The organism is Kitasatospora sp. NPDC002040 (genome assembly GCF_040296785.1).
Classification (GTDB): Bacteria; Actinomycetota; Actinomycetes; order Streptomycetales; family Streptomycetaceae; genus Kitasatospora.
In genome coordinates this window covers 223067-246224 of sequence record NZ_JBEOXV010000005.1, presented here as the reverse complement: position 1 = coordinate 246224, position 23158 = coordinate 223067, and the positions used below count along the sequence as shown (strand labels likewise).

Sequence of the window (23158 nt, the reverse complement as noted above, 5' to 3'; positions counted from 1 at the left end):
AGGGTGGAGGCATGGACCCCAACTCCGCCGGTGCGCTTCGCCGTGGCCTGTGTGCCGCCGCCGTCGTCGCCACCCTGCCCTATCTGACCCTCAAACTGCTCTGGCTGTGCGGCAGTACGGTCGGCGTCGCCGACCGGGCCGAGGCGCTGTTCGAGGACGGCGCGCTCTGGGTCGCCAACCTGGTCACCTTCGGAATGGACAGCGTCGCCCTGCTGCTCGCACTGGCCTTCGTCCGGCCGTGGGGGCGGCGGATCCCGGTCGGCCTGCTGGTCTTCCCGATGTGGGTGGCCACCGGGCTGCTCGGCTCCCTGGTGCTCGAACTCCCGGTGCTCCTGGGCGCCGAGCTGCTGCTCCCGCAGGAGGCGCCCGCCGCCCAGCAGGACTGGCTGCAGCCCTGGGTGTTCGTGCTGGTCTACGGCGGCTTCGCGCTCCAGGGCCTGGCCCTGATCGCCGGGTTCGCCCTGCACGCCCGGGAGCGCTGGGCGGATCTGCTCGGCAGCCGGATCGGCGAACTGCCGGTCACCGCCACCCACCGCCTCCGCCAGGTACTGGTCTGGGTGGCCGCCGGCCTGGCCCTCCCGCTCGCGGCGGCCGAGCTGTACCGGGCGCTGGGCGGCGGGTACGGCCTGCCGCAGTCCGTGCTGGACGGCCCGCACCGGCCGCTGCGGATCATCGCGGCCACCACCGCGCTGATGCTGCTCGCCGCCTGCGCGGCCTTCCTCCGGCTGGTCCTCCGCCTCGGCCCGGACCGGCCGTTGGGCCCGACCCTGATGGTCGCCTGGTGCGCCGCGGGGTCGGTGTTCGGCTGGGGTTCCTGGGCGGTGTTCGCGGACAGCCTGCGGTTCGAGGCCCCGGGCGCGGCGGACGCCGTCCCGCCGGTGACCCAGCTGCTGGCCGTCGGACCGGCGGCGGTCGGCCTGCTCCTGCTGCTGGTCGGCGCCGTCACCCTGATCGAACGCGCGTCCGGGGCGGCTGACGTAGAGTCAGCCGGATGAGTGCACTGATCGGGCGCAGCGCGGCCCTGCGCTGGGTCCATCTGGTGCTCGGCGGGGCGCTGTTGATGCCGTACTGGCTGCTCGGGCTGGTGCTGCTCTCCTCGTTCTCCACGGACGCGAGTACGGCGCAGACCGTGCTGCTGCAGTTCGCGGCGCTGGGCCTGGCGGTGCCGATGGCCGCGGTCACCGCGCTGGTCCCGGTGGTACGGGTGCTGGAGAGCACCGCCGCGCGGGCGCTCGGGGTGGGCGGGGCGGCCGAGTTGGCCACCGTGCCGTCGCAGTCCTGGGCCGCCCGGCGGCGCACCGCGGTCTGGTACGTGCAGCACCTGGTGCTCGGCGGGATCGTCTCGGGGCTGTCGCTGGCGGTGCCGCCCGCCGTGGTCGTGCTGCTGCTCTTCCCGACGGAGGAGCTGATCGGGCGCTGGCTCGGGCCCGACCGGCCGCCGGCCGCCCTGGTCGCGCTCGGGCTGGCCGTCCTGCCGGTGCTGGCGAACGCCGCCGCCGGGGCCTGGCTGGCCCGGACCGCCCCGGCCCTGCTCGGCCCGACCCCCGCCGAGAGGCTGGCCGCCGCCGAGCGGCGGGCGGTCGAGCTGGCCCAGCGCAACCGGCTGGCCCGGGAGTTGCACGACTCGGTCGGGCACGCGCTGAGCGCAGTCGGGATCCAGGCGGCCGCCGCCGGGCGGGTGCTGGCGAGCAACCCGGAGTTCGTCGCGGCGGCGCTGCTGGCGATCGAGCAGACCGCCAGGACCGCCGTCACCGAGCTGGACACCGTGCTCGGCCTGCTCCGGGAGGACGAGCCCGCCGCCCCGGGCAGCGGCCCGACCCTGGCCGAACTGGACACCCTGCTGCGCCAGTTGGAGCTGGCCGGGGTGCCGGTCACGGCCACCCTCGACCCCGGGCTGGCCGGGCTGCCCGGCGAGGTGTCCCGGGCGGCGTACCGGATCGTCCAGGAGGGCCTGACCAACGTGCTCCGGCACGCCGGCCGGGTGGCAGCCGCACTGCGGATCGAACTCAGCAGCGGAACACTGGAGTTGGAACTGAGCAACCCGGTCGGGGCCGACCGGCCGAGCCGCCCCGGTGGCGGCCGGGGGCTGCGCGGCATGGCCGAGCGGGCCGCCGTCCTGCGCGGCGAGTGCCACGCCGGGCCGACCGGGGACGGCCGGTGGCGACTGGCCGCCCGGCTGCCGATCGAGGGGGAGCAGTCATGATCCGTGTGGTGATCGCCGACGACGAGCGGCTGGTCCGGCTCGGCCTGCGGGCCATCCTGGACGCCGAGCCCGACCTGACCGTGGTCGGCGAGGCGTCCACCGGCGCCGAGGTGGTGTCCGTGGTCCGCGAACTGCGGCCGGACGTCGTGCTGATGGACGTCCGGATGCCCGAGGTCGACGGCATCCGGGCCACCGGGCAGCTGATGGCCACGCTGGACCCGGCGCCCCGGGTGCTGGTGGTGACCACCTTCGAGAACGACGACTACGTGTACGAGGCGCTGCGCGCCGGGGCGGCGGGCTTCCTGCTCAAGCGGGCCACGGCGGAGGAGATGGTGCAGGCCGTCCGGCTGGTCGCGCACGGCGACTCGCTGCTGTTCCCGAACGCGCTCCGGCAGCTGGTGGCCGGCCGGCGGGTCCCGGCCACCACCGCCCCGCCCCGGACCGACCGGCTGACCGAGCGGGAGGGCCAGGTGCTCCGCCTGATGACCACCGGGCTGAACAACGGCGAGATCGCCGAGCGGCTGGTGGTCAGCCCGGAGACGGTGAAGACGCACGTCGGCAGCGTGCTGGCCAAGCTCGGCGCCCGGGACCGCACCCAGGCGGTGATCACCGCGTACGAGTCGGGCTTCGTCCAGCCGGGCTGAGCCGATTGCTTCCGCCACCGTGCTACCCACGGGTAGAGTGCGGCGACCGCGCTCCTGGGGGGCGAACCGCACGCAAAGAGCTGGTGAACGCATGTCAGTCTGGACCCGCCCGGCGCTCTGGTGCCGCCTGGCCGTCGTGATCTCGGCCGGGCTCGGGCTGATCCTCAGTACCGGTTCGCTGGTGTACTTCACGGTCGAGAGCAACGTCATCGTGCTCGGCTACTTCATCGGCGCCGTGTACTGGATGGTGAAGCGGGAGACCGTGGAGGCCCCCGCGCCCCGGCTGCGCGGCGCCGTGACGCTGTACATCACCATCACCGGCCTGGTCGCGCACATCCTGCTGAACAAGGGCGTCAACCCGCTGCCCGGCCTGGTCGACGGCGCCGACCTGCGGCAGGAGTGGTCGAGCTTCTTCCTGCACTACGTCACGCCGGTGCTGGTGCTGGTCGACTGGGTCTCGCTCAAGCCGCGCAACGCCTCCCGCTGGAAGGACCTGCCGCTCTGGCTGGCCTTCCCGCTCGGCTACGCGGCGGTGACGCTGGCCCGGGCCGCGCTCTTCCCGGACTTCCCGAACAAGTACCCGTACTTCTTCCTGGACCCGGCCGAGAAGGGCTACGGCTGGGTGTCGCTCCAGGTGGTCCAGCTGACCTTCGAGTTCATCGCGCTGGCCGCGCTGGTGGTCGGCCTCGACCGGCTGGGCACGCTGGTGGCGCGCAAGCTCCGGCCGGCCGAGGCGTAACGACCCGTCGGACGACCCGGACTCAGACGCCCCAGGCCTCGCGCAGCCGGGCGAACTCCTCGTGGAAGGCCGGGAAGGTCTTCCGCACGCAGCCCGGGTCGTCGAAGGTGGTGCCCGGGGTGCGCAGGCCCGCGACCGCGAACGACATCACGATCCGGTGGTCCCCGTGGGTGGCGATCTCCGCCGCCTTCGGGGCCCCAGGCTGGATCTCGATCCAGTCCCGGCCGGTCTCCACCGCGATGCCCTGCCGGCGCAGGTTCTCCGCGCAGGCCTCCAGCCGGTCGCACTCCTTGACCCGGGTGTTGTAGACGTCCTCGATCCGCACCGGACCGTCCGCGAACGGCGCGATCGCCGCCAGCGTGGGCATGGTGTCGGAGATGTCCCGCATGTTGACCGTCACCCCGCGCAGCCGCCCGCCGGGCGCCCCGGTCACGGTCACCGCGTCGGCGTCGATCCGCACCGTCGCGCCCATCCGCTCCAGCACCTCGACGAACTTCAGGTCGCCCTGGAGCGCACCGGTGCCCAGCCCCGGGACGGTCACCTCACGGCCCGTCAGCGCGGCGGCCGCGAACACGTAGCTGGCCGTCGAGGCGTCCGGCTCGACCGGGTACTCCACCGCCGTGTAGCCGCCCGGCGGCACCACGAAGACCTTGCCGCCGTCCTCGCGCCCCACCTCGACCCCGAAGCTGCGCATCATCGCGAGCGTGATCTCGATGTACGGCACCGAGACCAGGTCGGTGACGGTGATCCGCAGGCCCTGCTCGGTCAGCGGGCCGAGCAGCAGCAGCGCGGTCAGGTACTGCGACGACAGCCCGGCGTCCAGGGTGAGCTCGCCGCCCTTGACCCCCTTCGCGCTGATCCGCAGCGGGTGGTGGCCCTCCTGCTCCTCGTGCACCAGCTCGACCCCGAGCTCGCGCAGCGCCTCGGTGAGCGGGCGCAGCGGCCGCCGCCGCATCTGGGCCGAGGCGTCGAACCTGAACTCGCCGTGCCCGGCCGCCGCCAGCGCCGGCAGGAACCGCGCGGTGGTCGCCCCGTCCCGGCAGTACACCTCGGCGTCGTTGGCCGGCCCCTGCGGCCGCCCCTCGATCACCCAGTCCTGGCCCTCGGCCGTCACCCGGTAGCCCAGCCGGGCCAGCCCCTCCGCGAAGCCCTCGGTGTCGTCCGAGTGCAGCGGCCGCAGCAGCCTGGTGCTCCCCTCCGCCGCAGCGGCCAGGAACAGCGCACGCGCCGTCACCGACTTCGATCCGGGAATCTCGACAACCGTCACAGGGTCCTCCACGCCGGGCTCATACGTTCGACCCCATCCTCCCCCGCCCGGCCCGGCCCGCCGCCGCCCGTCCCACACCTCGGACGTCGTCTGTCAGGTCGGCCCGGGTCGGTCCCGCTCGGCCAGGGCGGCGCCGGCCGCCCGCAGCCAGCGCAGGGGATCCGCCAGGGCGGCAGCGGTGGAGCCCGCGAGGGCGGTGAGGGTGAGGGCGGGGAGGGTGGCGGCGCCGGCCACCACGACGGTGCGGGTGTGGGCGGCGCGGTGCAGGACCTCGCCGACGGCCTTGCCCCGGAGGGAGGTCGGGTCGAACCGGCCCTCGCCCGTGATGACCAGGTCCGCGTCGGCCACGGCGGCCGGGAGGCCGAGCAGGTCGGCGACGGCCGGGGCGCCCGGGGTCAGCCTGGCTCCCCAGGCGGCGTGCAGACCGTAGGCGGTGCCGCCCGCCGCGCCCGCGCCGGGCCGGCCAGGGTCGCCGCCGAGCAGGCCGGCCAGCCGGGCCAGGCCCCGGTCGAGGTGGGCGATGTCGGCCGGGGAGGCGCCCTTCTGCGGACCGTAGACGGCGGCGGCGCCGTCGGGGCCGAGCAGCGGGTTGGTCACGTCGGTGAGCAGCAGCACCTCGGCCGGCGGCGGCCGGAGCTCGGACCGGTCGACCCGGACGGCGGCGGTCAGGGCGGCGCCGCCGTCCGGGAGTCGGCGGCCGTCGGCGTCCAGCAGGCGCAGCCCGAGGGCGGCCAGCAGGCCGGCCCCGCCGTCGGTGGAGGCGGAACCGCCGAGGCCGATCAGCAGCCGCCGGGCGCCCCGGTCGAGCGCGGCGGCGACGGTCTGGCCGGTCCCCCGGGTGGTGGCGGTGAGCGGGGCCGGGCGGTCGAGCAGCGGGAGGCCGCTGGCGGTGGCGAGTTCGACCACGGCGGTGCCGTCCGGCAGCAGCGCGTACTGTCCGGTCACCGGACGGCCGTCGGGGGCGGTGCAGTTCGGGACCTCGATCAGCTCGCCGCCCGCGCCGACGGCGGCGAGGGTGCCCTCGCCGCCGTCGGCCATCGGGCACAGCAGCAGCTCGTCGCCGGGCCGGACGGAGCGCCAGCCCGCCGCCAGTGCCGCAGCCGCGTCCGTCGCGGTGGCCGTCCCCTTGAACGAGTCCGGCGCGATGACGACCTTCACCCGGTGGCCACGTGTGCGCGGTGACGCTCGATCATGGTCGCCAGGGTCTGCTCGCCGGGGGTGTCCCAGATCTGCTGGTTGAAGATCTCCACCTCGATCCAGCCGTCGTACCCGGCCGCCGCGACCATCGAGCCCAGCGCGCCGAAGTCGATGCAGCCGTCCCCGACATGGCCGCGCCCGAGCAGTGCGTCGGCGGGCAGCGGCAGGGTCCAGTCGCAGACCTGGTACGCGGCGATCCGATCCACCGCCCGGGCGATCTGCGCGGGCAGGTCCGGGTCCCACCAGACGTGGTAGCTGTCGACCACCACGCCCACCTGGGCCACCGGGAACGGCTCCGCCAGGTCGAGCGCCTGGCCGAGGGTGGAGACCACCGCCCGGTCGGCGCAGAACATCGGGTGCAGCGGCTCGATCGCCAGCCGTACGCCCAGGTCCCCGGCGTGCGGGGCCAGTTCGGCCAGCATGGTGCGCACCCGGCCGCGGGCGCCGACCAGGTCCCGGGAGCCCTCCGGCAGGCCGCCGACCACCAGCACCAGGGTGTCGGTGCCGAGTTCGGCCGCCTCCTCGATCGCCCGCAGGTTGTCGGCCAGCGCGGCGCGCTGCCCCTCCGGGGAGTCGGCGGTCAGGAAGCCGCCGCGGCAGAGGCTGCTGACCGCGAGCCCGGCGTCGCGGCACAGCCTCGCCGCCCGCTCCACGCCGACCTCGGCCACCTTGTCGCGCCAGAGCCCGATCGCCGGGATGCCCGCGTCGACGCAGCCCTGGACCGCCTCCGGCAGGGACCAGCCCTTGGTGGTGATCTGATTGAGCGACAGCCGGGTCACGCGGTCACCCCCGCCGCCACCGCGAGGTACTGCCGCATCCGCCGCACGGCCAGCTCGGGGTCGGCCAGCACCCCGGCCGCGTCGGCCAGCCGGAACAGCTCGACCAGGTGCGGCACCGACCGCGCGCTCTGCGCCCCGGCCACCATGGTGAAGTGCTCCTGATGGCCGCTCAGCCAGGCCAGGAAGACGATCCCGGTCTTGTAGTGGTAGGTCGGTGCGCCGAACAGGTGCCGCGCCAGCGGCAGGGTCGGCGCGAACAGCTCCTCGTACCGGGCGGGATCGCCCGCGTCCAGCGCCCGCAGCGCAGCGGCGGCCACCCCCGCGATCGGGTCGAAGATGCCCAGCAGCGCGTGGCTGTGGCCGAGTTCGTCGCCCCGGATCAGCTCGGGGTAGTGGAAGTCGTCGCCCGTGTAGAGCTTGACCCCGGCCGGCAGCGCCCGCCGCAGTGCGATCTCGCGGCCGGCGTCCAGCAGCGAGACCTTGATGCCGTCGATCCGCCCGGCGTGCTCGCGGATCAGCGCCAACACGGTGTCGGTGGCCGCGTCCAGGCCGGCCGAGCCCCAGTAGCCGGACAGCGCCGGGTCGAACATCTCGCCCAGCCAGTGCAGGATCACCGGCTGCGCGGACTGCCCGATCAGCTTCCCGTACACCGCGAGGTAGTCCTCCGGCCCCCGGGCCGTGGCGGCCAGCGCCCGGCTGGCCATCAGGATCGGCTGCGCGCCGGCCGCCTCCACCACCGCCAACTGCTCCTCGTACGCGGCGAGTACGCCGTCCAGCGCGGGAGCGTCGATCTGGTCGGTGCCGACTCCGCAGGCGAGCCGCCCGCCGACGGCCTTCGCCTCGGCACCCGAGCGGGTGATCAACTCCTTGGTGGCGGACCAGTCCAGGCCCATCCCGCGCTGCGCGGTGTCCATCGCGTCCGCCACGCCCAGGCCGAGGGACCACAGGTGGTGGCGGAAGGCGAGGGTGGTGTCCCAGTCCACGGCGGCCGGAGCGCCGGGGGCGTTGTGGCCGAGGGGGTCGGCGACGACGTGGGCGGCGGCGAAGACCGTGCGGCCGACCGGGGCGGGACCGGCGGGGAGGGCGAGCGGCTCGCGCAGGGTGTACGGGCCGATGCCCGGCAGGTGCAGCGAAGCGGTCACAGCGTCAGCTCCGGCACCTCGAAGCGGCGGCCCTCACGTGCCGACTGCAGTCCCAGCTCGGCGAGTTGGACGCCCTTGGCGCCCTCCAGCAGGTCCCACCGGTACTCGGATCCGGTCACCACGTGGCGCAGGAACAGCTCCCACTGGATCTTGAAGCCGTTGTCGAACTCGGCGTTGTCCGGCACCTGCTGCCACTGGTCACGGAACGACTCGGTGACCGGAAGATCCGGGTTCCACACCGGCTTCGGGGTCGAAGCCCGGTGCTGGATCCGGCAGTTGCGCAGACCCGCCACCGCACTGCCCTCGGTGCCGTCGATCTGGAACTCCACCAGCTCGTCGCGGTCCACCCGCACCGCCCAGGAGGAGTTGATCTGCGCGGTGATGCCGCCCTCCAACTCGAAGATGCCGTACGCCGCGTCGTCCGCCGTCGCCTCGTAGGCGCGGCCCTGCTCGTCGACCCGCTGCGGGATGTGGGTGGCGGTGTGCGCGTACACCGAGCGGACCGGGGCGACGATGTTGTCCAGCACATAGCGCCAGTGCGGGAACATGTCCAGGATCATCCCGCCGCCGTCCTCGGCGCGGTAGTTCCAGGACGGGCGCTGCGCGTCCTGCCAGTCGCCCTCGAACACCCAGTAGCCGAACTCGCCGCGGACGGACAGGATCCGGCCGAAGAAGCCGCCGTCCACCAGGCGCTTGAGCTTGATCAGGCCCGGCAGGAAGAGCTTGTCCTGGACCGCGCCGTTGCACACCCCCGCCTCCGTCGCCAGCCGCGCCAACTCCAGTGCGGCGTCCAGGGATTCGGCGGTCGGCTTCTCGGTGTAGATGTGCTTGCCGGCCGCGATCGCGGCCCGCAGCGCGGGCTCCCTGGCCGGGGTGACCTGGGCGTCGAAGTAGATCTCGGCCAGCGGGTGCGCCAGCGCCTCGTCCAGCGAGGTGGTCCAGTGCGTCAGACCGTGCCGGTCCGCCAGCTCCTTCAGCTTCAGCTCACTGCGGCCCACCAGGATCGGCTCCGGCCACAGCACCTCGCCGTCGCCGAGCGGCAGGCCGCCCTGCTCGCGGATGGCCAGGATGGAACGGACCAGGTGCTGGCGGTAACCCATCCGCCCGGTGACGCCGTTCATCACGACGCCGATGACCCTGCGGGACATCTCAACACTCCTCATCGGTGGTTCGGTTCACGCACTGGTGGAGATTTCCTGCGGCAGCACGGGGTGGGCGAACGGCCGGCCGGCCGCGTACCGGGCCAGCTCGTCGGCGGCCGCCGCGGCCATCCGGTGCAGTTCGCCGCCGAGCGATCCGGCCACGTGCGGGGTGAGCACCACGTTCGGCAGCTCGTACAGCGGGGAGTCGGCGGGCAGCACCTCGGGGACGGTGACGTCCAGCACCGCGCTGAGCCGGCCCGGCAGCAGCTCGGCGAGCAGCGCCTCCTGGTCGATCAGCGAGCCGCGCGAGGTGTTGATCAGCGTGGCGCCGTCCCGCATCAGGGCGAGCCGGCGGGCGTCGATCAGGTGGTGCGTCTCGGCCAGTTCGGGCGCGTGCACGCTCACCACGTCCGCGGCGGCGCAGAGTTCGTCCAGTCCGACCGCCCGGGTGCCGAGCGCCTCGGCCTCGTCGGCCGTCACGTACGGGTCGTGCAGCAGCAGGTCCAGATCGTGCGGGCGGAGCAGCTCGATCACCCGGCGGCCGATCCGGGAGGCGCCGATCACGCCCACCGTGCGGCGGTAGTTGCCGGTGTCGGCGTACGCGCTCTGCCAATCGTGGGCGGCGCGCCTGGCCCGGTAGTCCTCGCGGATCCGGAACAGCTGCTTGTTGGCGAACAGCACGGCGGCGACGGTGTACTCGGCCACCGGCAGGGCGTTGGCCCAGGCGGCCGAGGTGACCTGGAGGCCGCGCTGCCAGCAGGCGTCGGTGATGTGGTGCTTGACCGATCCGGCGGCGTGGATCACCGCGCGCAGCTGCGGGGCGGCGGCCAGCACGGCCTCGTCCAGCGGCGGGCAACCCCAGCTGCTGACGATCACCTCGGCCTCGCGCAGGGCGGCCGCGGCGGCCGGCTCGGTGAAGTCGTCGACCACCAGCAGCGGGTCCAGGTCGGCGAGTTCGGTGAGGCGGGCGAGCGTGTCGGCGTCGATCAGCCGGTCGGCCAGGTCGCGCTGCATCGCCAGCAGGGCGCGCGGGCGGCGGAGCGGGCGGACCGGCTGGACGGGCACCGGTGCGGGGTCGGGCACGCGGGTCTCCTGAACAGGCGGGGTGACAGTGGTCATTTGACGCTCCCGGCGGTGAGCCCGGCCTTCCAGTGCCGCTGGAGCGCGACGAAGGCGACCACCAGCGGGACGACGGCGAGCAGCGAACCGATCACCACCAGCGGGTAGTACTCGGGGAAGGCGCGGGTCTGGGCGTTCCAGCTGTACAGGCCGAGGCTGACCGGGAAAAGGGTGTTGTCGGAGAGCATCACCAGCGGCAGGAAGAAGTTGTTCCAGATCGCGGTGAACTGGAACAGGAACACCGTGACGAAGCCGGGCATCACCATCTTGAGCCCGATCGACCAGAAGGTGCGCAGCTCGCCGGCGCCGTCCATCCGGGCCGCCTCCAGCACCTCGCCGGGGACGTACCCGGCGCAGAACACCCGGGCCAGGTACACCCCGAACGGGTTGACCAGGGAGGGGATGAAGACCGCCCAGAAGGTGTTCACCAGGTGCAGCTCGGAGGCGAGCAGGTACATCGGCAGCGCGAGCGCGGTGGTCGGCACCAGGACACCGAGCAGCACCAGGCCGAAGACCTTCTCCTTGCCGGGGAAGGCGTAGACGTGGAAGGCGTACCCGGCGCAGACGCAGACGAAGGCGCAGAGCAGCGCCCCGATTCCGGCGTACAGCAGGGAGTTGAGGTACCAGCGGAAGTAGATGCCGTCGCCGGCCGAGGCCAGTGCGCTCAGGTTGGCGCCGAGGTTCCAGCGGTCCGGGGTGAGCGTCCGGCCGCCGATCAGGTCGCCGGTGTTCTTGGCCGAGGCGGTGAGCAGCCAGCCGAGCGGGAGCAGGGTGTAGCCGGTGGCCAGCACCAGGGCGCCGTTGACGGCGGCCTTCGACAGCGACCAGGGGCGGCGCGGGCGTTGCGGCGCGGGCCTGGTGGCGGACGGGCGGGGCGGGGAGAGCAGGGTGGTCATCCGGTGACCTCCGTCCTTCGGCCGGACCGGCCCCGGCCGAGGCAGGTGACCACGAACGAGAGCGCGGCGGCGGTGAGCGCGAGCAGCACCGAGGAGGCCGCGGCCAGTCCGTAGTCGCCGCGCTCGAAGGCGGCGGTGTAGGCGTACATGTTGGGGGTCCAGGTGCTGGTGACGCCGGGTGAGACGCCGTGCAGGATCACCGGTTCGGTGAACAGCTGGAGCGAGCCGATCAGGGTGAACAGCCCGACCATCGTCAGCGAGGCGCGGATCAGCGGGATCTTGATGTTCAGCGCGGTGCGCAGCGGCCCGGCGCCGTCCACCACGGCGGCCTCCAGCACCTCGCGCGGGATGGCCTGGAGCGCGGCGTAGAAGATCACCATGTTGTAGCCGGTCCACTCCCAGAGCGCGATGTTGACCACGGCGGGGAGCGGGCTGCCGAGCAGGTCGGGCTGGGAGCCGACCGCGTCCAGCGCGCTGATCACCGGGCTGATGCCGGGGGTGTAGAGGTACATCCAGATCAGCGCGGCGATGATGCCGGGCACCGCGTGCGGCAGGAACAGCGCCAGTTGGAAGAACCGGCGGGCCCGGGCCAGCGCCGAGTCCAGCAGCAGGGCCAGCAGCAGCGACAGGCCGACCATCAGCGGGATGTAGAGCAGGCAGTACTGGGCGGTGGTCAGGAACCCGGCCCGGAACGCCTCGTCGCCGAGGGCCCGGGTGTAGTTCGACAGGCCGGTGAAGACGGACTCCGCGCCGCCGAAGCCGAGGCCGGAGCTGCGCTCGGTGAAGAGGCTGAGCCAGAGCGCGTAGCCGATCGGGATCAGCGTGCAGGCGGTGAAGAGGACCAGGAACGGGGCGAGCAGCGTGCCGGCCGCCCCGTACCTGCCCCGCCGGCCGGTGTTCGGCCTGGTCACTCGGCGACCTTGAGCCCGCGGTTCTTCAGCTCGGCGACGGTGGCCTTCTGCGCGCCGTCGGCCGCCTGGCCGATGGTGCCGCCGCTGCCGAGCTTGCCGAAGGCGTCCTTCAGCGAGGTGTTGGTGGCGCCCATCGCCGGGCCCCAGCTCCAGTTCGGCTTGATCGACTTGGCCGCGTCGACGTAGACCGAGTAGATGTCCTGGCCGCCGTAGAAGGCGGTGTCGAAGGCGGCCTTGGCGACCGGGATCAGCTCGGGCGCGGCCGGGTAGGCGGAGGAGGTGCCGGAGGCGATCCGGGCCTTGATGCCCTCGGGGGTGGTGGTGGCCCAGGTGGCGAACTCGACCGCGGCCTTGGCGTGCTTGCTGTCCTTGGAGACCGCGAAGGTGGTGCCGCCGAGCATGCCGCTGGCCGGGCTGCCGTCCCAGCTCGGCATCGGGGCGACCGCCCACTTGCCGGCGCCGTCCGGGACGGAGGACTTCAGCACGCCGCCGCCCCAGGAGGCGCCGAGGTAGCCGGCCGTCTCGCCCTTCTGCAGCGAGGCGGTCCACTGCTGGCTGAACGAGGGCATCGAGCGGACCAGGTCGTCGCTGACCAGCTTCTGCCAGTAGTCGGCGACCTTGGTGGTCTCCGGGCTGGTCAGGGCGACCTTCCAGCTGTCGCCCTGGGTGCCGAACCACTTGGCGCCGGCCTGCCAGGACAGCGCCTCGAAGGTGCTCGGGTCGTCCGGGAAGAAGGTGGCGATCCGGGTGTTCGGGTCGGCCTGCTTGAGCTTCTCGGCGGCGGTGCGGAACTCGTCCCAGGTCTTCGGCACCGTGACGCCGGCCTTCTCGAACAGGTCCTTGCGGTAGTAGAAGGCCTGCGGGGCGGCGTCCAGCGGCAGCGCCCAGTTCTTGCCGCCGAGGGTGGTCAGCTCGATCGACTGCGGCAGGTACTTGGCCTTCAGGTCGGCGGTGACCAGCTTGGAGATGTCCTGCACCGCGCCCTGGCTGACGAAGTCCGGCAGCTGCGGGTACTCGACGTTGAAGACGTCGGGGGCGTTGCCCGCCTTCACCGCGTTGGCGATCTTCGCGTAACCGCCCGCGTTGCCGGACGGGATCTCCTCGAAGGTGATCTGGATGTTCGGGTGCGAGGCGTTGAAGGCCGTGACCACGTCCTTGGTGCCCTTGGCCCAGCCCCAGAAGGTGAGGGTGACGGGCTTGCCGTCACCGGCCTCGGTGCTCGCCTGGTTCCCGCTGCCGCTGCTGCCGCAGGCGGCGGCCAGGGAGAGCGAGAGTGCGGAGGCGGCCGCGAGGAGGAGGGCTCTGCGGGGGCGGGTGGGGGAAGAGGGCATGGCACGGCTCCTGTGCGAGGGGGGATCGATACGCCGGTTTTGACCCTGGATCGCCTTGCTTACGACGATCTGACGAGGTGTGATCGCCATCTTGGGGTGACCGGCGATCGGAGTCAAGGGATTGAGATCAAATGATCTGACTTGATCTCTCGACAGATCATTCGATCCACGGTCCTTGACGCATGATCAGCGCCCTCCTAGATTCGACGGGTACCCCGGACGGAGGACTCCCGCCATGCCTTTCCTGCTGCCACCCGAGGACCGCGAGCTCAGCCCGCACACCGGCTGGACCCGGGCGCACTGGGAGGCCGTCGCCGACGGCCTGCTGGCCGCCGTCCGCCCGTACGCGAGCCCGGGCCGGGCGCTGATCAACCTGTCCGGGCCGCGCGCCAGCTGGTCCGGGCCGCGCTCGGACGGCCTGGAGGGGTACGCCCGCACCTTCCTGCTGGCCGCCTTCCGGGTGGCCGGGGCCGACGGCGCCGACCCGGCCGGGCTGCTGGAGCAGTACGCGGCGGGCCTGGCGGCGGGCACCCGCTCCCCCACCACCGAGCGCTCCCTGGACGGCGACCCCGAGGCCTGGCCGGTGATCACCGACCGCGGCCAGGCCATGGTGGAGGCCGCCTCGATCGCCCTCGCACTCCGGCTGACCCGCCGCTGGCTCTGGGACCGGCTCGACCCCGCCGTCCGGGACCGGGCCGCCGCCTGGCTCGGCGAGGCGGTCCGCCGGGAGCCCAACGACAACAACTGGTGGCTCTTCCCGCTCACCGTCGGCGGCTTCCTGGCCGAGGCCGGGTACCCGGACGAAGGGGCCGTCGCCCGCGGCCTGGAGCGGATCGAGCCGTGGTACCTCGGCGACGGCTGGTACACCGACGGCCGTCCCCGCGCCTTCGACCACTACAACGGCTGGGCCCTGCACCTCTACCCCGTGCTGCACGCCCACCTGGCGGCCGACCGGCCGCTGCTGGCCCGCTACGGCGACCGGCTGGCCGCCCACCTGGCCGGCTACGCCCGCACCTTCGGCGGCGACGGCGCCCCGGTCCACCAGGGCCGCTCGCTCAGCTACCGGTTCGCCGCCGCCGCCCCGCTCTGGGCCGGCGCGCTGGCCGACCGCACCCCGCTCTCCCCCGGCACCACCCGGCGGATCGCCTCCGGCGCGCTGCGGCACTTCCTCGACCGGGGCGCGGTGAGCCCCGACGGCCTGCTCACGCTCGGCTGGTACGGCCCCTACCCGCCGCTGGTCCAGGGCTACTCCGGGCCCGCCTCGCCGTACTGGGCGAGCAAGGGCTTCGTCGGCCTGCTGCTGCCGCCCACCCACCCGGTCTGGACCGCCACCGAGGAGCCGGCCCCGGCCGAACTCGCCTCCGCAGTCCACCCGTTGCCCGCCCCCGGCTGGCTGATCCAGTCCACCGCCGAGGACGGCGTGGTGCGCCTGCACAACCACGGCAGCGACGACCAGCCGGCCGACTCGGTGCACGCCGACGACCCGCTGTACGCCCGGCTCGCCCACTCCACCGCGACCGGGCCCTCCACCGCCCTGCCCGACAACCACTTCGGGCTGGTCACCGACGGCGCGGTCAGCGACCGCGGCCGGATCACCCCGCTCGGCGCGGGCGACGGCTGGGCCGCCTCCGCCCACACCCCCCGGCCCGGCAGCACCGTCACCTCGCTCACCCTGGCCCACGGCGTGGACGAGATCCGGGCCCACCTGGTCACCGGCGCCGACCCCGGAACCGAGGTGCACCAAGGCGGTTGGGCCGTCGCCGGCAGCTCCGTCGACGCCGCGCTCACCCCCGACGGCACCGCCTGGGCCCGCACCGGGGACGGCCTCTGCTCCGCACTCCGCCCCCTGCACGGCTTCGGCCCCGCCACGGTGCACCAACTGCCGGACGGTACGGCCTTCGGCCCGGTCGGCGCCCTGCCCGCCCTCACCGGAGCGGTGGGAGCCGGCCTGTTCGTCTGCGCCGCCCGGCTCGGACGCTCCGCGCCGGACGGCTTCCCCGGCCTCCGCGTCTCCGTGGACGGCGCCCGGCTGGAGGTGACCTGGCCCGACGGCACCTGCCACCGGGCCGAGTTGACGGCGGAAAAGGTGACGGTGGTGCGGTCGTGAACTGGGCCTTCTCCACCCTCGGCCTCCCGGACGCCCCGCTGCCCGAGGTGCTCCGCCTCGCCGCCGACCACGGCTGGGCCGGGGTGGAGCTGCGCTGCGCCCCCGGCCAGCCGGTCCACCTCGGCCTCACCGCCGCCGAACGGGCCGCCGCCGTCCGGCAGTTCGGCTCCGCCGGGGTCCGGCCGCTGACCGTCTGCTCCTACGTCAGGATCGCCGCGCCCGGTGACGACGCCGCCGTCCTCGCCGAACTCCTGGACCACGTACGGCTGGCGGCCGACCTCGGCGCCCCGTACGTCCGGGTGTTCCCGCGCGGCGACGACGCCACCGCCGTCCGCCGCCTGGCCGCCGCCGCGCCGGAAGCCGCCCGGCTGGGCGTCCGGGTGCTGATCGAGACCCACGACACCCACCGCGCCGGGGCCGACGTCGCCCGGATCGCCGAAGCGGTCGACTCCCCTGCCGTCGGCGGGCTCTGGGACCTGCTGCACACCTGGCTGGCCGGCGAGTCCCCCGCCGCCTCGTACGCCGCGCTGGCCCCCCGCCTCGGCTACGTCCAGATCAAGGACGTCGCCTCCCCCGACGACCTCACCCCGCTGCCGCTCGGCGCCGGCCTGCTCCCGATCGACGACTGCCTCCGGCTGCTGCCCGCCGACACCTGGGTCTCCTGGGAGTACGAGGCCCCCTGGCACCCGGCCGCCGCACCGTTCGCCCCGCTGCTGGCCCGGCTGCCGCGGCTGCCCTGACGCGGGGTCAGGGGCGGGCGGGCGCCACCGGGCTGCGGTCCACGGTCCACGCGCCGACCCCGAGCCGGCCCGTCGTGCCCAGGTCGAGCTCCGGGACCACCATCACCGGCGCGGCGCCCGCCTTCGCCCGGACCCGCAGGTAGGGCGCGTTCACCGGGTCGGCCTGGCCCAGCTCCACCGTGTTGCGCCAGACCAGACCGGCGTAGGCGCGCTCGCCCGGCTTCAGCGCCAGCGGCCGGGGCGGGTCGTCGGCCCCGGCGCCGGTCGAGATCGCGCTGCCGCCGTGCAGGATCTGCACGCCGTCGACCGGCTTGTGGTCCTGGCCGACCACCTGGAGCTCGGGGTAGCCGTTCAGCTCGACGGTGCCCGTCCCGCAGTTCTCCAGGTGCAGCCCGACCGCGCGCAGCCCCATCGCCGCGTCACCCCGGTCGGCCGACACCCGCATCCCCGACGGCGGGCAGACCCCCGGCTCGCTCGACTCCGCGGTCGGCACGCTCCGCACCGTCGCGATCGCCACCCGCCCGGTGCCGCCCGACCCGGCCGCCATTCCGGCCCGCGCCACCGTGCCGCCCACGGTCCGGCCGGGCGCAACCGCGGGCACCGTCTCGGTGCTGGTCGACTGGGCCGCGCCGGAGGCCGACAGGTGCGTGAACGTGACGGTGTAGCTGAGGGGTTCGCTCTCCCGGTTGGTCACCTCGAACTCGGCGCAGGCCGGGCCGATACCGGTGATCCTGACCCCGTCCCGCTCCCGCTCGGACGGACTTCCGGGCCGCACCGACGGCGACCCGCCGATCGGGACGCCGCAGGCGGAGGTACCGCTCGGCGCGACGGCGGCCCGCGGGCCGCCCGCCTGCGAGCCGCACGCGGTGAGCAGCAGGAGTCCGGCGGCCAGGAGGACAGGAAGTGAACGACGCATCCGCCCAGCTGACCATGACGGCAGGTCAGCCGCCGTGACTGCGCTCACACGGCCGGCAACAGCCCGGTCACAGAAACAGCGATGGCAAGGAGCTCGTCCACTCCTTGCCACTCTCAACTTATATCGCCCCCGGGGCCTTGCCGCAAGGCCCCGGTGGTGGGGCAGAATCTCCGCTCGAAGCCGGAATCCGGGGAAATCACGGATTTGCGTAGTACAGGTGCTTTTGCCTGCTGAATGGGGCGGTTCTCATGATTGACGTCATCGTTGCCGGCGGCGGACCGACCGGTCTGATGCTGGCCGCCGAGCTGCGGCTGCACGGAGTGCATGCGGTCGTCCTGGACAAGGAGGCGGAGCCGACCCGGCAGTCCCGCGCGCAGGGCCTGCACGCCCGCAGCGTCGAGGTGATGGACCAGCGCGGCCTGCTGGAGCGGTTCCTGGCGCTCGGCAAGCAGTTCAGGGTCGGCGGTTTCTTCGCGGGCCTCGGCACCTCCTGGCCCGAGGAGCTGGACACCGCGCACTCGTACGTCCTGCACATTCCGCAGGAGGTCACCGAGCGGCTGCTGACCGAGCACGCCCTGGAGCTCGGGGCCGAGCTCCGGCGCAGCTGCGAACTGGTCGGGCTGAGCCAGGACGCGGACGGGGTGACGGTCGGGCTGGCCGACGGTACGCAGCTGCGCTCGCGCTACCTGGTCGGCTGCGACGGCGGGCGCAGCACGGTGCGCAAGCTGCTCGGCGTCGGCTTCCCGGGTGAGCCCTCCACGGTCGAGACGCTGCTGGGCGTGATGGAGATGACCGCGTCGCCGGAGACGCTGGCTGCCGTGACGGCCGAGGTCCGCAAGACCCAACTGCGGTTCGGCGCGATGCCCTTGGCGGACGGGACGTTCCGCGTCGTGGTACCCGCCGAGGGGGTGGCCGAGGACCGGACCGCCGCGCCGACGCTGGACGAGTTCAAGCAGCAGTTGCGGGCCTTCGGGGGCACCGACTTCGGGGTGCACTCACCGCGCTGGCTCTCCCGTTTCGGCAACGCCACCCGGCTGGCCGAGCGCTACCGGGTCGGCCGGGTCCTGCTGGCCGGCGACGCCGCGCACATCCACCCGCCGACCGGCGGCCAGGGCCTCAACCTCGGTGTCCAGGACGCCTTCAACCTCGGCTGGAAGCTGGCCGCCGCGGTCAACGGCTGGGCACCGGAGGGGCTGCTGGACAGCTACCACGACGAGCGGCACCCGGTGGCCGCCGCCGTCCTGGACAACACCCGGGCCCAGATGGAGCTGATGTCGCCCGCGCCGGGCGCCCAGGCGGTGCGCCGACTGCTGGCGGAGCTGGTCGAGTTCGAGGAGGTGAACCGGTACCTGATCGAGAAGATCACCGCGATCGGGGTCCGCTACGACCTCGGCGACGGCCACCAGCTGCTCGGCCGCCGGATGCGGGACATCGAGCTGAAGCAGGGTCATCTCTACGGCCTGATGCACGCCGGCCGCGGGCTGCTGCTCGACCGGACCGGCCGCCTCTCGGTCCGGGGCTGGGCCGACCGGGTCGACCACGTCGTCGACGAGAGCGGGCAACTGGACGTCCCCGCCGTCCTGTTGCGCCCGGACGGCCATGTGGCCTGGGTCGGCGACGACCAGCAGGACCTGCTCGACCACCTGCCCAGGTGGTTCGGCACCGCCACCGCCTGAGCCCGTCGCCGGGTCCGGTCCGCCCGGGCCCGGCCGCAACCAGGCCGCTCAGGGGCGGAGCTGGATCGCCGCCGTGAGGGTGTAGCCGACCAGGGCGCCGAAGAAGGCCACGGCCGTGACGTGGCGGGCGGTGAGCGGGAGGCCGGCCAGGGCGGGGTAGAGCAGCACCGCGATCGCGGCGCAGACGTCCGCCGCGTAGAGGCCCAACGGCGGCAGGATGTTGGTGGTCCTGGCGGCCCAGCCGGTGGCGACCAGGAAGCCGGTGAGCAGGACGAATCCGGACAGCAGGCCGGAGCCGATGTTCAGCAGCACGGCATGCGGCTCGGGGGCCGGCTCGCCCTCGGGCAGGGCGGGGCGCAGCCGGTGCGCGACCACCAGGCCGATCACGGCGATGACCAGGGCGGCGAGGGCCCCGAGCAGGGCGAGCATGTTCACGAGCGGCTCCCGGAGCGCTGGAGGGGCTGGAGCAGGGCCGCCAGGGCGGCGGGGACGAGGATCACCATCAGCAGCACCACCGACCAGACCACCGGGTCGATCCCGGGAGCGGCAGCGCCCGGGGCCGGTGGGACGGGCAGCGGGGCCGCCACCACACTGTGCGTCGCGGACGGCAGCACCGGCGGCGGGGTGGCGGGCGCGACCGGCGCGACGGCCTGGGGCACCGCCGTCGGCTCGGGTGCGGCGGCCTGCACGGCGGCGGGCGGCGGCTTCGGCCGGACCGCCTTCGCCGACGGCTGGTGCGCCGGTGCCGGCACCACGACGGCGCTGGTCGGGGTCGGGATCGGTGCGGCCGAAGGCGGCGGACCGGACTCCACCGGCGTGGGCGTCGGCGTCGGTATCGGCGTGGGCGTCACTGTCGGCGTCGGCGTCGGACACGGCAGTTCGGGCGGGGGCGGGGGCGGTGGTGGTGGTGGGCACGGCGGGGGCGGCGGAGTCGGCGGGCAGCCGGGGAGGTCGTCCATCCGGCCGATTGTGCGGCGGCACCCCGCCGGGAGCGCCCGCTCCCGGGCCGCGCTACCCGCACGGGTGACGCCACGTCAGCTCCCGCACGCCCCCGGCGCACAGCGCACCCGCACGGGTGACACCGCGTCAGCCCCCGCGCACGGGACGCCCGGGCGTCACCCCGGCCCCGGCCGGCTCAGGCCTCGCCCCCGCAGGAGGTACGGATCTTGAGACCGGGCAGCAGCTCGATGTGGTGGGCGGGCAGCCCGGTCCGGTCGGCCAGGCGCCGGAGCAGCAGTTCCAGTGCGGCCCCGCCGACCGCCCGCTTCGGCGGGGCGACGGCGGTCAGCGGCGGGGCGGCCAGCGCGGCGAAGACGTCGTCGTAGGAGATCAGCGCGACGTCGGCGGGCACGTCCAGGCCCCGGGCCCGCAGCAGCGGCGGGAGCTGGATGGCGTCCTGGTCGTTGTGCACCAGCACCGCGCGGGTGCCGCGCCGGGCCGCGGCGGCGATCAGGTCGGCGACCGAGCCGGGGTCGGCCGGGCCGCCGCCGGGGCGGTGCAGGTCGATCACGGGCTGAGGGGCGAGGCCGAGCAGGCGGGTGCCCTCGGCGTAGCCGGTCCGGACCTGGTGGGCGGTCCAGGTGTCCTCGCGGGCGGCCAGCAGGACCGACCGGTGGCCGAGCCCGGCCAGGTGACGGAGTGCCAGCAGGACGCCGTGCCGGTGGTCGGAGGAGACCGAGTCGAGTTCGGCGCCGGGGCTCTCGGGGGCGGCGCGGCGCTCGACCAGCACGGCGGGGACGGGCAGGTCGCCGAGCCAGGCGGTCTGCTCGGGTCGGCTGCCGGGCTGCCAGTTGGGGGTGAGCAGCAGGCCGTCCACGCCGGACTCCAGCAGCCGTTCGACCTGCTCGCGGTCGTTGCCCGCCTCGTACGGGGCGATGCCGAGGACCAGCCTGGCGCCGGCCGCTCCGGCGGCGGCGCGGGCACCGGCGATCACCTCGTCGAAGTACGAGCCGACCGTGGGAACCAGCATGCCGATCACCCGCTCGCTGTCGGCGATGCCGGCCGGGGCGCCGGAGTCCGCGGCCGCGAGCGAGACCGAGCCGTGCGAACGGTTGAGCCGGCCGCTCTCGGCGAGTGCCGCGATGTCGCGGCGGACCGTCACGGCGGGGATGCCGAGCCGGGCCGCGAGGTCCACCACGCGGACCGTGCCGAGGTCGCGGACGGCCTCGGTGATGCGCGCCCGCCGTTCCTCCGCAGAGATGGTCATGGGTTCCCTTTCCCCGTGCACGGGTCTGTTCCGACCGCCTGATCACTTTGTATCATTCGATCGCCGATTGATCTAACGGTCTCGTACGATCTCATCGTCCCTCAGGGAGTCACCCCACCCATGCTCCTGCCCCGCACCGCCCTCACCCTCCTCGCGCTCACCGCCGCCGCCCTGCCGGGCCAGGCCGTGGCCGCCACCCCCGTCACCAGCTACCTGGACTGCGCCGCGGCGACCAACGGTACCGGTACCGCCGCCGCGCCCTGGAACGCTCTCGCCGCCGCCAACGCCCATGTCTTCGGCCCGGGCGACCGGTTGCTGCTCAAGCGCGGCGCCACCTGCCTGGGCACCCTCAGGCCGCAGGGCTCCGGCGCCGCCGGGGCACCGGTCACCCTCGCCGCGTACGGCCCGGGCACCGCCCGCCCGATCGTCCAGGGCGATCCCGCCTCGGCCGAGAAGGCCGCCGTGCACCTCTACAACGTCGAGCAGTGGGAGCTGCGCGACCTGGAGATCACCTTCCCCGACCCCGCCGCCACCAAGCGCGAGCGCAACGGCCTGCTGGTCGAGGTCGCCGACCTGGCCGACGGCGTCGGCACCCACTACCTGGTCGACGACGTCTACGTCCACGACGTCAACGGCGACGCCACCAAGTTCAGCAACGGCATCCAGTTCCGGGTCTCCGGCACCACCACCCCCACCAACTTCGACGACGTGCTGGTGCAGAACTCGCAGATCTCCCGGGTCGACCGCGAGGGCCTGACCAACCGCTCCACCTGGATGTGCCGCCCGAGCTACGGCACCGGCGACGGCTGCGGCTCCACCGTGAACTGGCGGGCCAGCACCCGGCTGGTCTTCCGCGGCAACACCGTCAACGACACCGGCGGCGACGGCATCGTGGTCCGGGCCGCCGACCAGGCGCTGGTCGAGCACAACACCGCCTATGACATCGCGATGCGCCCGATGGGCTCCAACGCCGGGATCTGGACCATCAACTCGGACCGCACCACGATCCAGTACAACGAGGTGCACCACGTCCGCAGGCTCTCCGACAACAACGACGGGATGGCCTTCGACTCCGACTACGGCAACACCGGGGCGCTGTTCCAGTACAACGACAGCCACGACAACGAGGGCGGCTTCATGCTGTTCTGCGGGGCCTGCGGCGCGGGCTCCAGCAGCACCGGCACCGTGGTCCGGTACAACCTGAGCCGGGCCGACAGGAGCCGCTGGCTGTTCGCGGTCGGCGAGAAGAACGCCCAGATGTACAACAACACCGTCTACCTGCCCACCGGTTCGACCACGGCGGTGATCCAGGACGGCTCCGGCACCACCGCCACCCGGCTGTCCGGCAATGTCTTCCACAACCTCGGCACCGGCGGGTACAGCGGCTTCGGCAGCAACACCTACCAGCCCGCCGACTACACCTGGGCCGCCAACACCTTCTACGGCAACCACCCGGCCAACGAGCCCGCCGACCCGGAGAAGCTCACCACCGACCCCGCCTTCGGCAACCCCGGCGGCAGCACCCCGGCGGACTACCGGCTCGGCGCCGGCTCCCCCGCCCGCGGCTCCGGGGCTGCGGTGGCCGGCAACGGCGGGCAGGACTTCTTCGGCTCGCCCGTCCCCGCCGTCTGCCGCCCGGACCGGGGCTTCCAGCAGGCGGCCGCCTTCGACGACACCTCCTGCGCACCGGCCAACGCCGTCCGCAACCCCGGCTTCGAGACCGGCACGCTCTCCCCCTGGACCTCCTACGGCGGCGTCACGGTCGACAGCACCACCGCCCACTCCGGCACCCGCGCCGTCAAGGTGGGCCCGGCCCAGGCGGCGGCCGAGCAGGTCGTCACCCTCGCCCCGAACACCACCTACCGCCTCTCCGGCTGGGGCCGGGTCTCCGCGGCGGGCACCGAACTCTCGCTCGGCGTCAAGCAGTACGACGCCCTCGGCTCCACCACCCGGGCCGCCTTCACCACCACCGACTGGTCCGCGGGCGGCACCACCTTCACCACCGGACCGGGCGCCACCAGCGCCCGGATCTACTGCTACGCCCGCAGCGGCACCGGCTACGCCTGGTGCGACGACGTGACCGTCGTCCCGGCCTGACCGGCCTGACCGGCCTGACCGGTCGTCCGCTCCTGGCGGGCCGTCC

General features: G+C 74.0%; 21 protein-coding genes. 8 read left to right on the top strand and 13 right to left on the bottom strand.

The window, feature by feature from the left end:
* The first annotated feature begins 11 nt into the window (after positions 1 to 11).
* The 4 genes from ABT118_RS16340 (at position 12) to ABT118_RS16325 (ending at position 3586) form a co-directional block, all read left to right on the top strand.
* A complete protein-coding gene (locus tag ABT118_RS16340) occupies positions 12 to 995 on the top strand; it encodes a hypothetical protein (RefSeq protein WP_350668983.1) in 984 nt (327 codons plus the stop codon).
* Positions 992 to 2203: a sensor histidine kinase gene (locus ABT118_RS16335; protein WP_350668982.1), complete on the top strand. Its 1212-nt coding sequence runs from the start codon at positions 992 to 994 to the stop codon at positions 2201 to 2203. The genes ABT118_RS16340 and ABT118_RS16335 overlap by 4 nt, the downstream gene beginning before the upstream one ends.
* Entirely contained in the window at positions 2200 to 2847 is a 648-nt protein-coding gene (locus tag ABT118_RS16330; protein ID WP_350668981.1) for a response regulator transcription factor, read from the top strand. Before ABT118_RS16335 ends, ABT118_RS16330 begins: the two co-directional genes overlap by 4 nt.
* Before the next feature lie 91 nt (positions 2848 to 2938).
* Complete coding sequence (locus ABT118_RS16325; protein WP_350668980.1) at positions 2939 to 3586, top strand: Pr6Pr family membrane protein; 648 nt, start codon at positions 2939 to 2941, stop codon at positions 3584 to 3586.
* 22 nt (positions 3587 to 3608) lie between these two features.
* Here ABT118_RS16325 and aroA read toward each other — a convergent pair whose 3' ends face one another.
* The 9 genes from aroA to ABT118_RS16280 all read right to left on the bottom strand — a co-directional run bounded on the left by aroA (position 3609) and on the right by ABT118_RS16280 (position 13370).
* The gene (gene aroA, locus ABT118_RS16320) at positions 3609 to 4853 is read right to left on the bottom strand and encodes a 3-phosphoshikimate 1-carboxyvinyltransferase (protein WP_350668979.1); all 1245 of its coding nucleotides are present in this window, start codon (positions 4851 to 4853) and stop codon (positions 3609 to 3611) included.
* Positions 4854 to 4946: 93 nt separating this feature from the next.
* Entirely contained in the window at positions 4947 to 6011 is a 1065-nt protein-coding gene (locus tag ABT118_RS16315) for a glycerate kinase (protein WP_350668978.1), read from the bottom strand.
* Positions 6008 to 6829, bottom strand: a complete 822-nt coding sequence (locus ABT118_RS16310; protein WP_350668977.1) for a sugar phosphate isomerase/epimerase family protein — start codon at positions 6827 to 6829, stop codon at positions 6008 to 6010. The genes ABT118_RS16315 and ABT118_RS16310 overlap by 4 nt, the downstream gene beginning before the upstream one ends.
* The gene (locus ABT118_RS16305; protein ID WP_502884564.1) at positions 6826 to 7971 is read right to left on the bottom strand and encodes a dihydrodipicolinate synthase family protein; all 1146 of its coding nucleotides are present in this window, start codon (positions 7969 to 7971) and stop codon (positions 6826 to 6828) included. The genes ABT118_RS16310 and ABT118_RS16305 overlap by 4 nt, the downstream gene beginning before the upstream one ends.
* The gene (locus tag ABT118_RS16300) at positions 7968 to 9119 is read right to left on the bottom strand and encodes a Gfo/Idh/MocA family protein (protein WP_350668976.1); all 1152 of its coding nucleotides are present in this window, start codon (positions 9117 to 9119) and stop codon (positions 7968 to 7970) included. The genes ABT118_RS16305 and ABT118_RS16300 overlap by 4 nt, the downstream gene beginning before the upstream one ends.
* 27 nt (positions 9120 to 9146) lie before the next feature.
* Entirely contained in the window at positions 9147 to 10127 is a 981-nt protein-coding gene (locus tag ABT118_RS16295; RefSeq protein ID WP_350669217.1) for a hydroxyacid dehydrogenase, read from the bottom strand.
* A gap of 101 nt (positions 10128 to 10228) precedes the next feature.
* Positions 10229 to 11128: a carbohydrate ABC transporter permease gene (locus tag ABT118_RS16290; RefSeq protein WP_350668975.1), complete on the bottom strand. Its 900-nt coding sequence runs from the start codon at positions 11126 to 11128 to the stop codon at positions 10229 to 10231.
* Positions 11125 to 12039: a carbohydrate ABC transporter permease gene (locus ABT118_RS16285; RefSeq protein ID WP_350668974.1), complete on the bottom strand. Its 915-nt coding sequence runs from the start codon at positions 12037 to 12039 to the stop codon at positions 11125 to 11127. The genes ABT118_RS16290 and ABT118_RS16285 overlap by 4 nt, the downstream gene beginning before the upstream one ends.
* Complete coding sequence (locus ABT118_RS16280) at positions 12036 to 13370, bottom strand: ABC transporter substrate-binding protein (protein ID WP_350668971.1); 1335 nt, start codon at positions 13368 to 13370, stop codon at positions 12036 to 12038. Before ABT118_RS16280 ends, ABT118_RS16285 begins: the two co-directional genes overlap by 4 nt.
* A 235-nt stretch (positions 13371 to 13605) precedes the next feature.
* Between ABT118_RS16280 and ABT118_RS16275 the strand changes: the two genes are divergently transcribed.
* Together ABT118_RS16275 and ABT118_RS16270 are read left to right on the top strand one after the other, a co-directional pair.
* Positions 13606 to 15477 carry a DUF2264 domain-containing protein gene (locus ABT118_RS16275; RefSeq protein WP_350668970.1) on the top strand — a complete coding sequence of 624 codons (1872 nt, stop codon included), beginning with the start codon at positions 13606 to 13608 and terminating at the stop codon, positions 15475 to 15477.
* The gene (locus ABT118_RS16270) at positions 15474 to 16217 is read left to right on the top strand and encodes a sugar phosphate isomerase/epimerase family protein (RefSeq protein ID WP_350668969.1); all 744 of its coding nucleotides are present in this window, start codon (positions 15474 to 15476) and stop codon (positions 16215 to 16217) included. Before ABT118_RS16275 ends, ABT118_RS16270 begins: the two co-directional genes overlap by 4 nt.
* Before the next feature lie 7 nt (positions 16218 to 16224).
* Here ABT118_RS16270 and ABT118_RS16265 read toward each other — a convergent pair whose 3' ends face one another.
* The gene (locus tag ABT118_RS16265) at positions 16225 to 17133 is read right to left on the bottom strand and encodes a DUF4232 domain-containing protein (RefSeq protein ID WP_350668968.1); all 909 of its coding nucleotides are present in this window, start codon (positions 17131 to 17133) and stop codon (positions 16225 to 16227) included.
* Positions 17134 to 17381: 248 nt separating this feature from the next.
* Here ABT118_RS16265 and rox point away from each other — a divergent pair, with 248 nt between their 5' ends.
* Positions 17382 to 18809 (top strand): rifampin monooxygenase, encoded by a 1428-nt coding sequence (gene rox, locus ABT118_RS16260; RefSeq protein WP_350668967.1) that lies wholly within the window; start codon positions 17382 to 17384, stop codon positions 18807 to 18809.
* Positions 18810 to 18857: 48 nt separating this feature from the next.
* On the opposite strand, the gene ABT118_RS16255 is transcribed toward rox, so the two are convergent.
* The 3 genes from ABT118_RS16255 to ABT118_RS16245 form a co-directional block, all read right to left on the bottom strand.
* Positions 18858 to 19244: a hypothetical protein gene (locus tag ABT118_RS16255; protein WP_350668966.1), complete on the bottom strand. Its 387-nt coding sequence runs from the start codon at positions 19242 to 19244 to the stop codon at positions 18858 to 18860.
* Positions 19241 to 19621 (bottom strand): hypothetical protein, encoded by a 381-nt coding sequence (locus ABT118_RS16250; protein ID WP_350668965.1) that lies wholly within the window; start codon positions 19619 to 19621, stop codon positions 19241 to 19243. Before ABT118_RS16250 ends, ABT118_RS16255 begins: the two co-directional genes overlap by 4 nt.
* Positions 19622 to 19944: 323 nt before the next feature.
* A complete protein-coding gene (locus tag ABT118_RS16245) occupies positions 19945 to 21015 on the bottom strand; it encodes a substrate-binding domain-containing protein (protein WP_350668964.1) in 1071 nt (356 codons plus the stop codon).
* Positions 21016 to 21135: 120 nt separating this feature from the next.
* On the opposite strand from ABT118_RS16245, the gene ABT118_RS16240 reads away from it, so the two are divergent.
* The gene (locus ABT118_RS16240) at positions 21136 to 23112 is read left to right on the top strand and encodes a carbohydrate binding domain-containing protein (RefSeq protein WP_350668963.1); all 1977 of its coding nucleotides are present in this window, start codon (positions 21136 to 21138) and stop codon (positions 23110 to 23112) included.
* Positions 23113 to 23158 lie beyond the last annotated feature (46 nt).

What these genes read in the sequence shown, in the direction of transcription:
- ABT118_RS16335 (WP_350668982.1), top strand. Translation starts at nt 992, where the DNA reads ATGAGTGCACTGATCGGGCGCAGCGCGGCCCTGCGCTGGGTCCATCTG.
- ABT118_RS16330 (WP_350668981.1), top strand. Translation starts at nt 2,200, where the DNA reads ATGATCCGTGTGGTGATCGCCGACGACGAGCGGCTGGTCCGGCTCGGC.
- ABT118_RS16245 (WP_350668964.1), bottom strand. Translation starts at nt 21,015, where the DNA reads ATGACCATCTCTGCGGAGGAACGGCGGGCGCGCATCACCGAGGCCGTC.
- ABT118_RS16290 (WP_350668975.1), bottom strand. Translation starts at nt 11,128, where the DNA reads ATGACCACCCTGCTCTCCCCGCCCCGCCCGTCCGCCACCAGGCCCGCG.
- ABT118_RS16280 (WP_350668971.1), bottom strand. Translation starts at nt 13,370, where the DNA reads ATGCCCTCTTCCCCCACCCGCCCCCGCAGAGCCCTCCTCCTCGCGGCC.
- ABT118_RS16295 (WP_350669217.1), bottom strand. Translation starts at nt 10,127, where the DNA reads ATGCAGCGCGACCTGGCCGACCGGCTGATCGACGCCGACACGCTCGCC.
- ABT118_RS16265 (WP_350668968.1), bottom strand. Translation starts at nt 17,133, where the DNA reads ATGCGTCGTTCACTTCCTGTCCTCCTGGCCGCCGGACTCCTGCTGCTC.
- rox (WP_350668967.1), top strand. Translation starts at nt 17,382, where the DNA reads ATGATTGACGTCATCGTTGCCGGCGGCGGACCGACCGGTCTGATGCTG.
- ABT118_RS16300 (WP_350668976.1), bottom strand. Translation starts at nt 9,119, where the DNA reads ATGTCCCGCAGGGTCATCGGCGTCGTGATGAACGGCGTCACCGGGCGG.
- ABT118_RS16325 (WP_350668980.1), top strand. Translation starts at nt 2,939, where the DNA reads ATGTCAGTCTGGACCCGCCCGGCGCTCTGGTGCCGCCTGGCCGTCGTG.
- ABT118_RS16340 (WP_350668983.1), top strand. Translation starts at nt 12, where the DNA reads ATGGACCCCAACTCCGCCGGTGCGCTTCGCCGTGGCCTGTGTGCCGCC.
- ABT118_RS16275 (WP_350668970.1), top strand. Translation starts at nt 13,606, where the DNA reads ATGCCTTTCCTGCTGCCACCCGAGGACCGCGAGCTCAGCCCGCACACC.
- ABT118_RS16240 (WP_350668963.1), top strand. Translation starts at nt 21,136, where the DNA reads ATGCTCCTGCCCCGCACCGCCCTCACCCTCCTCGCGCTCACCGCCGCC.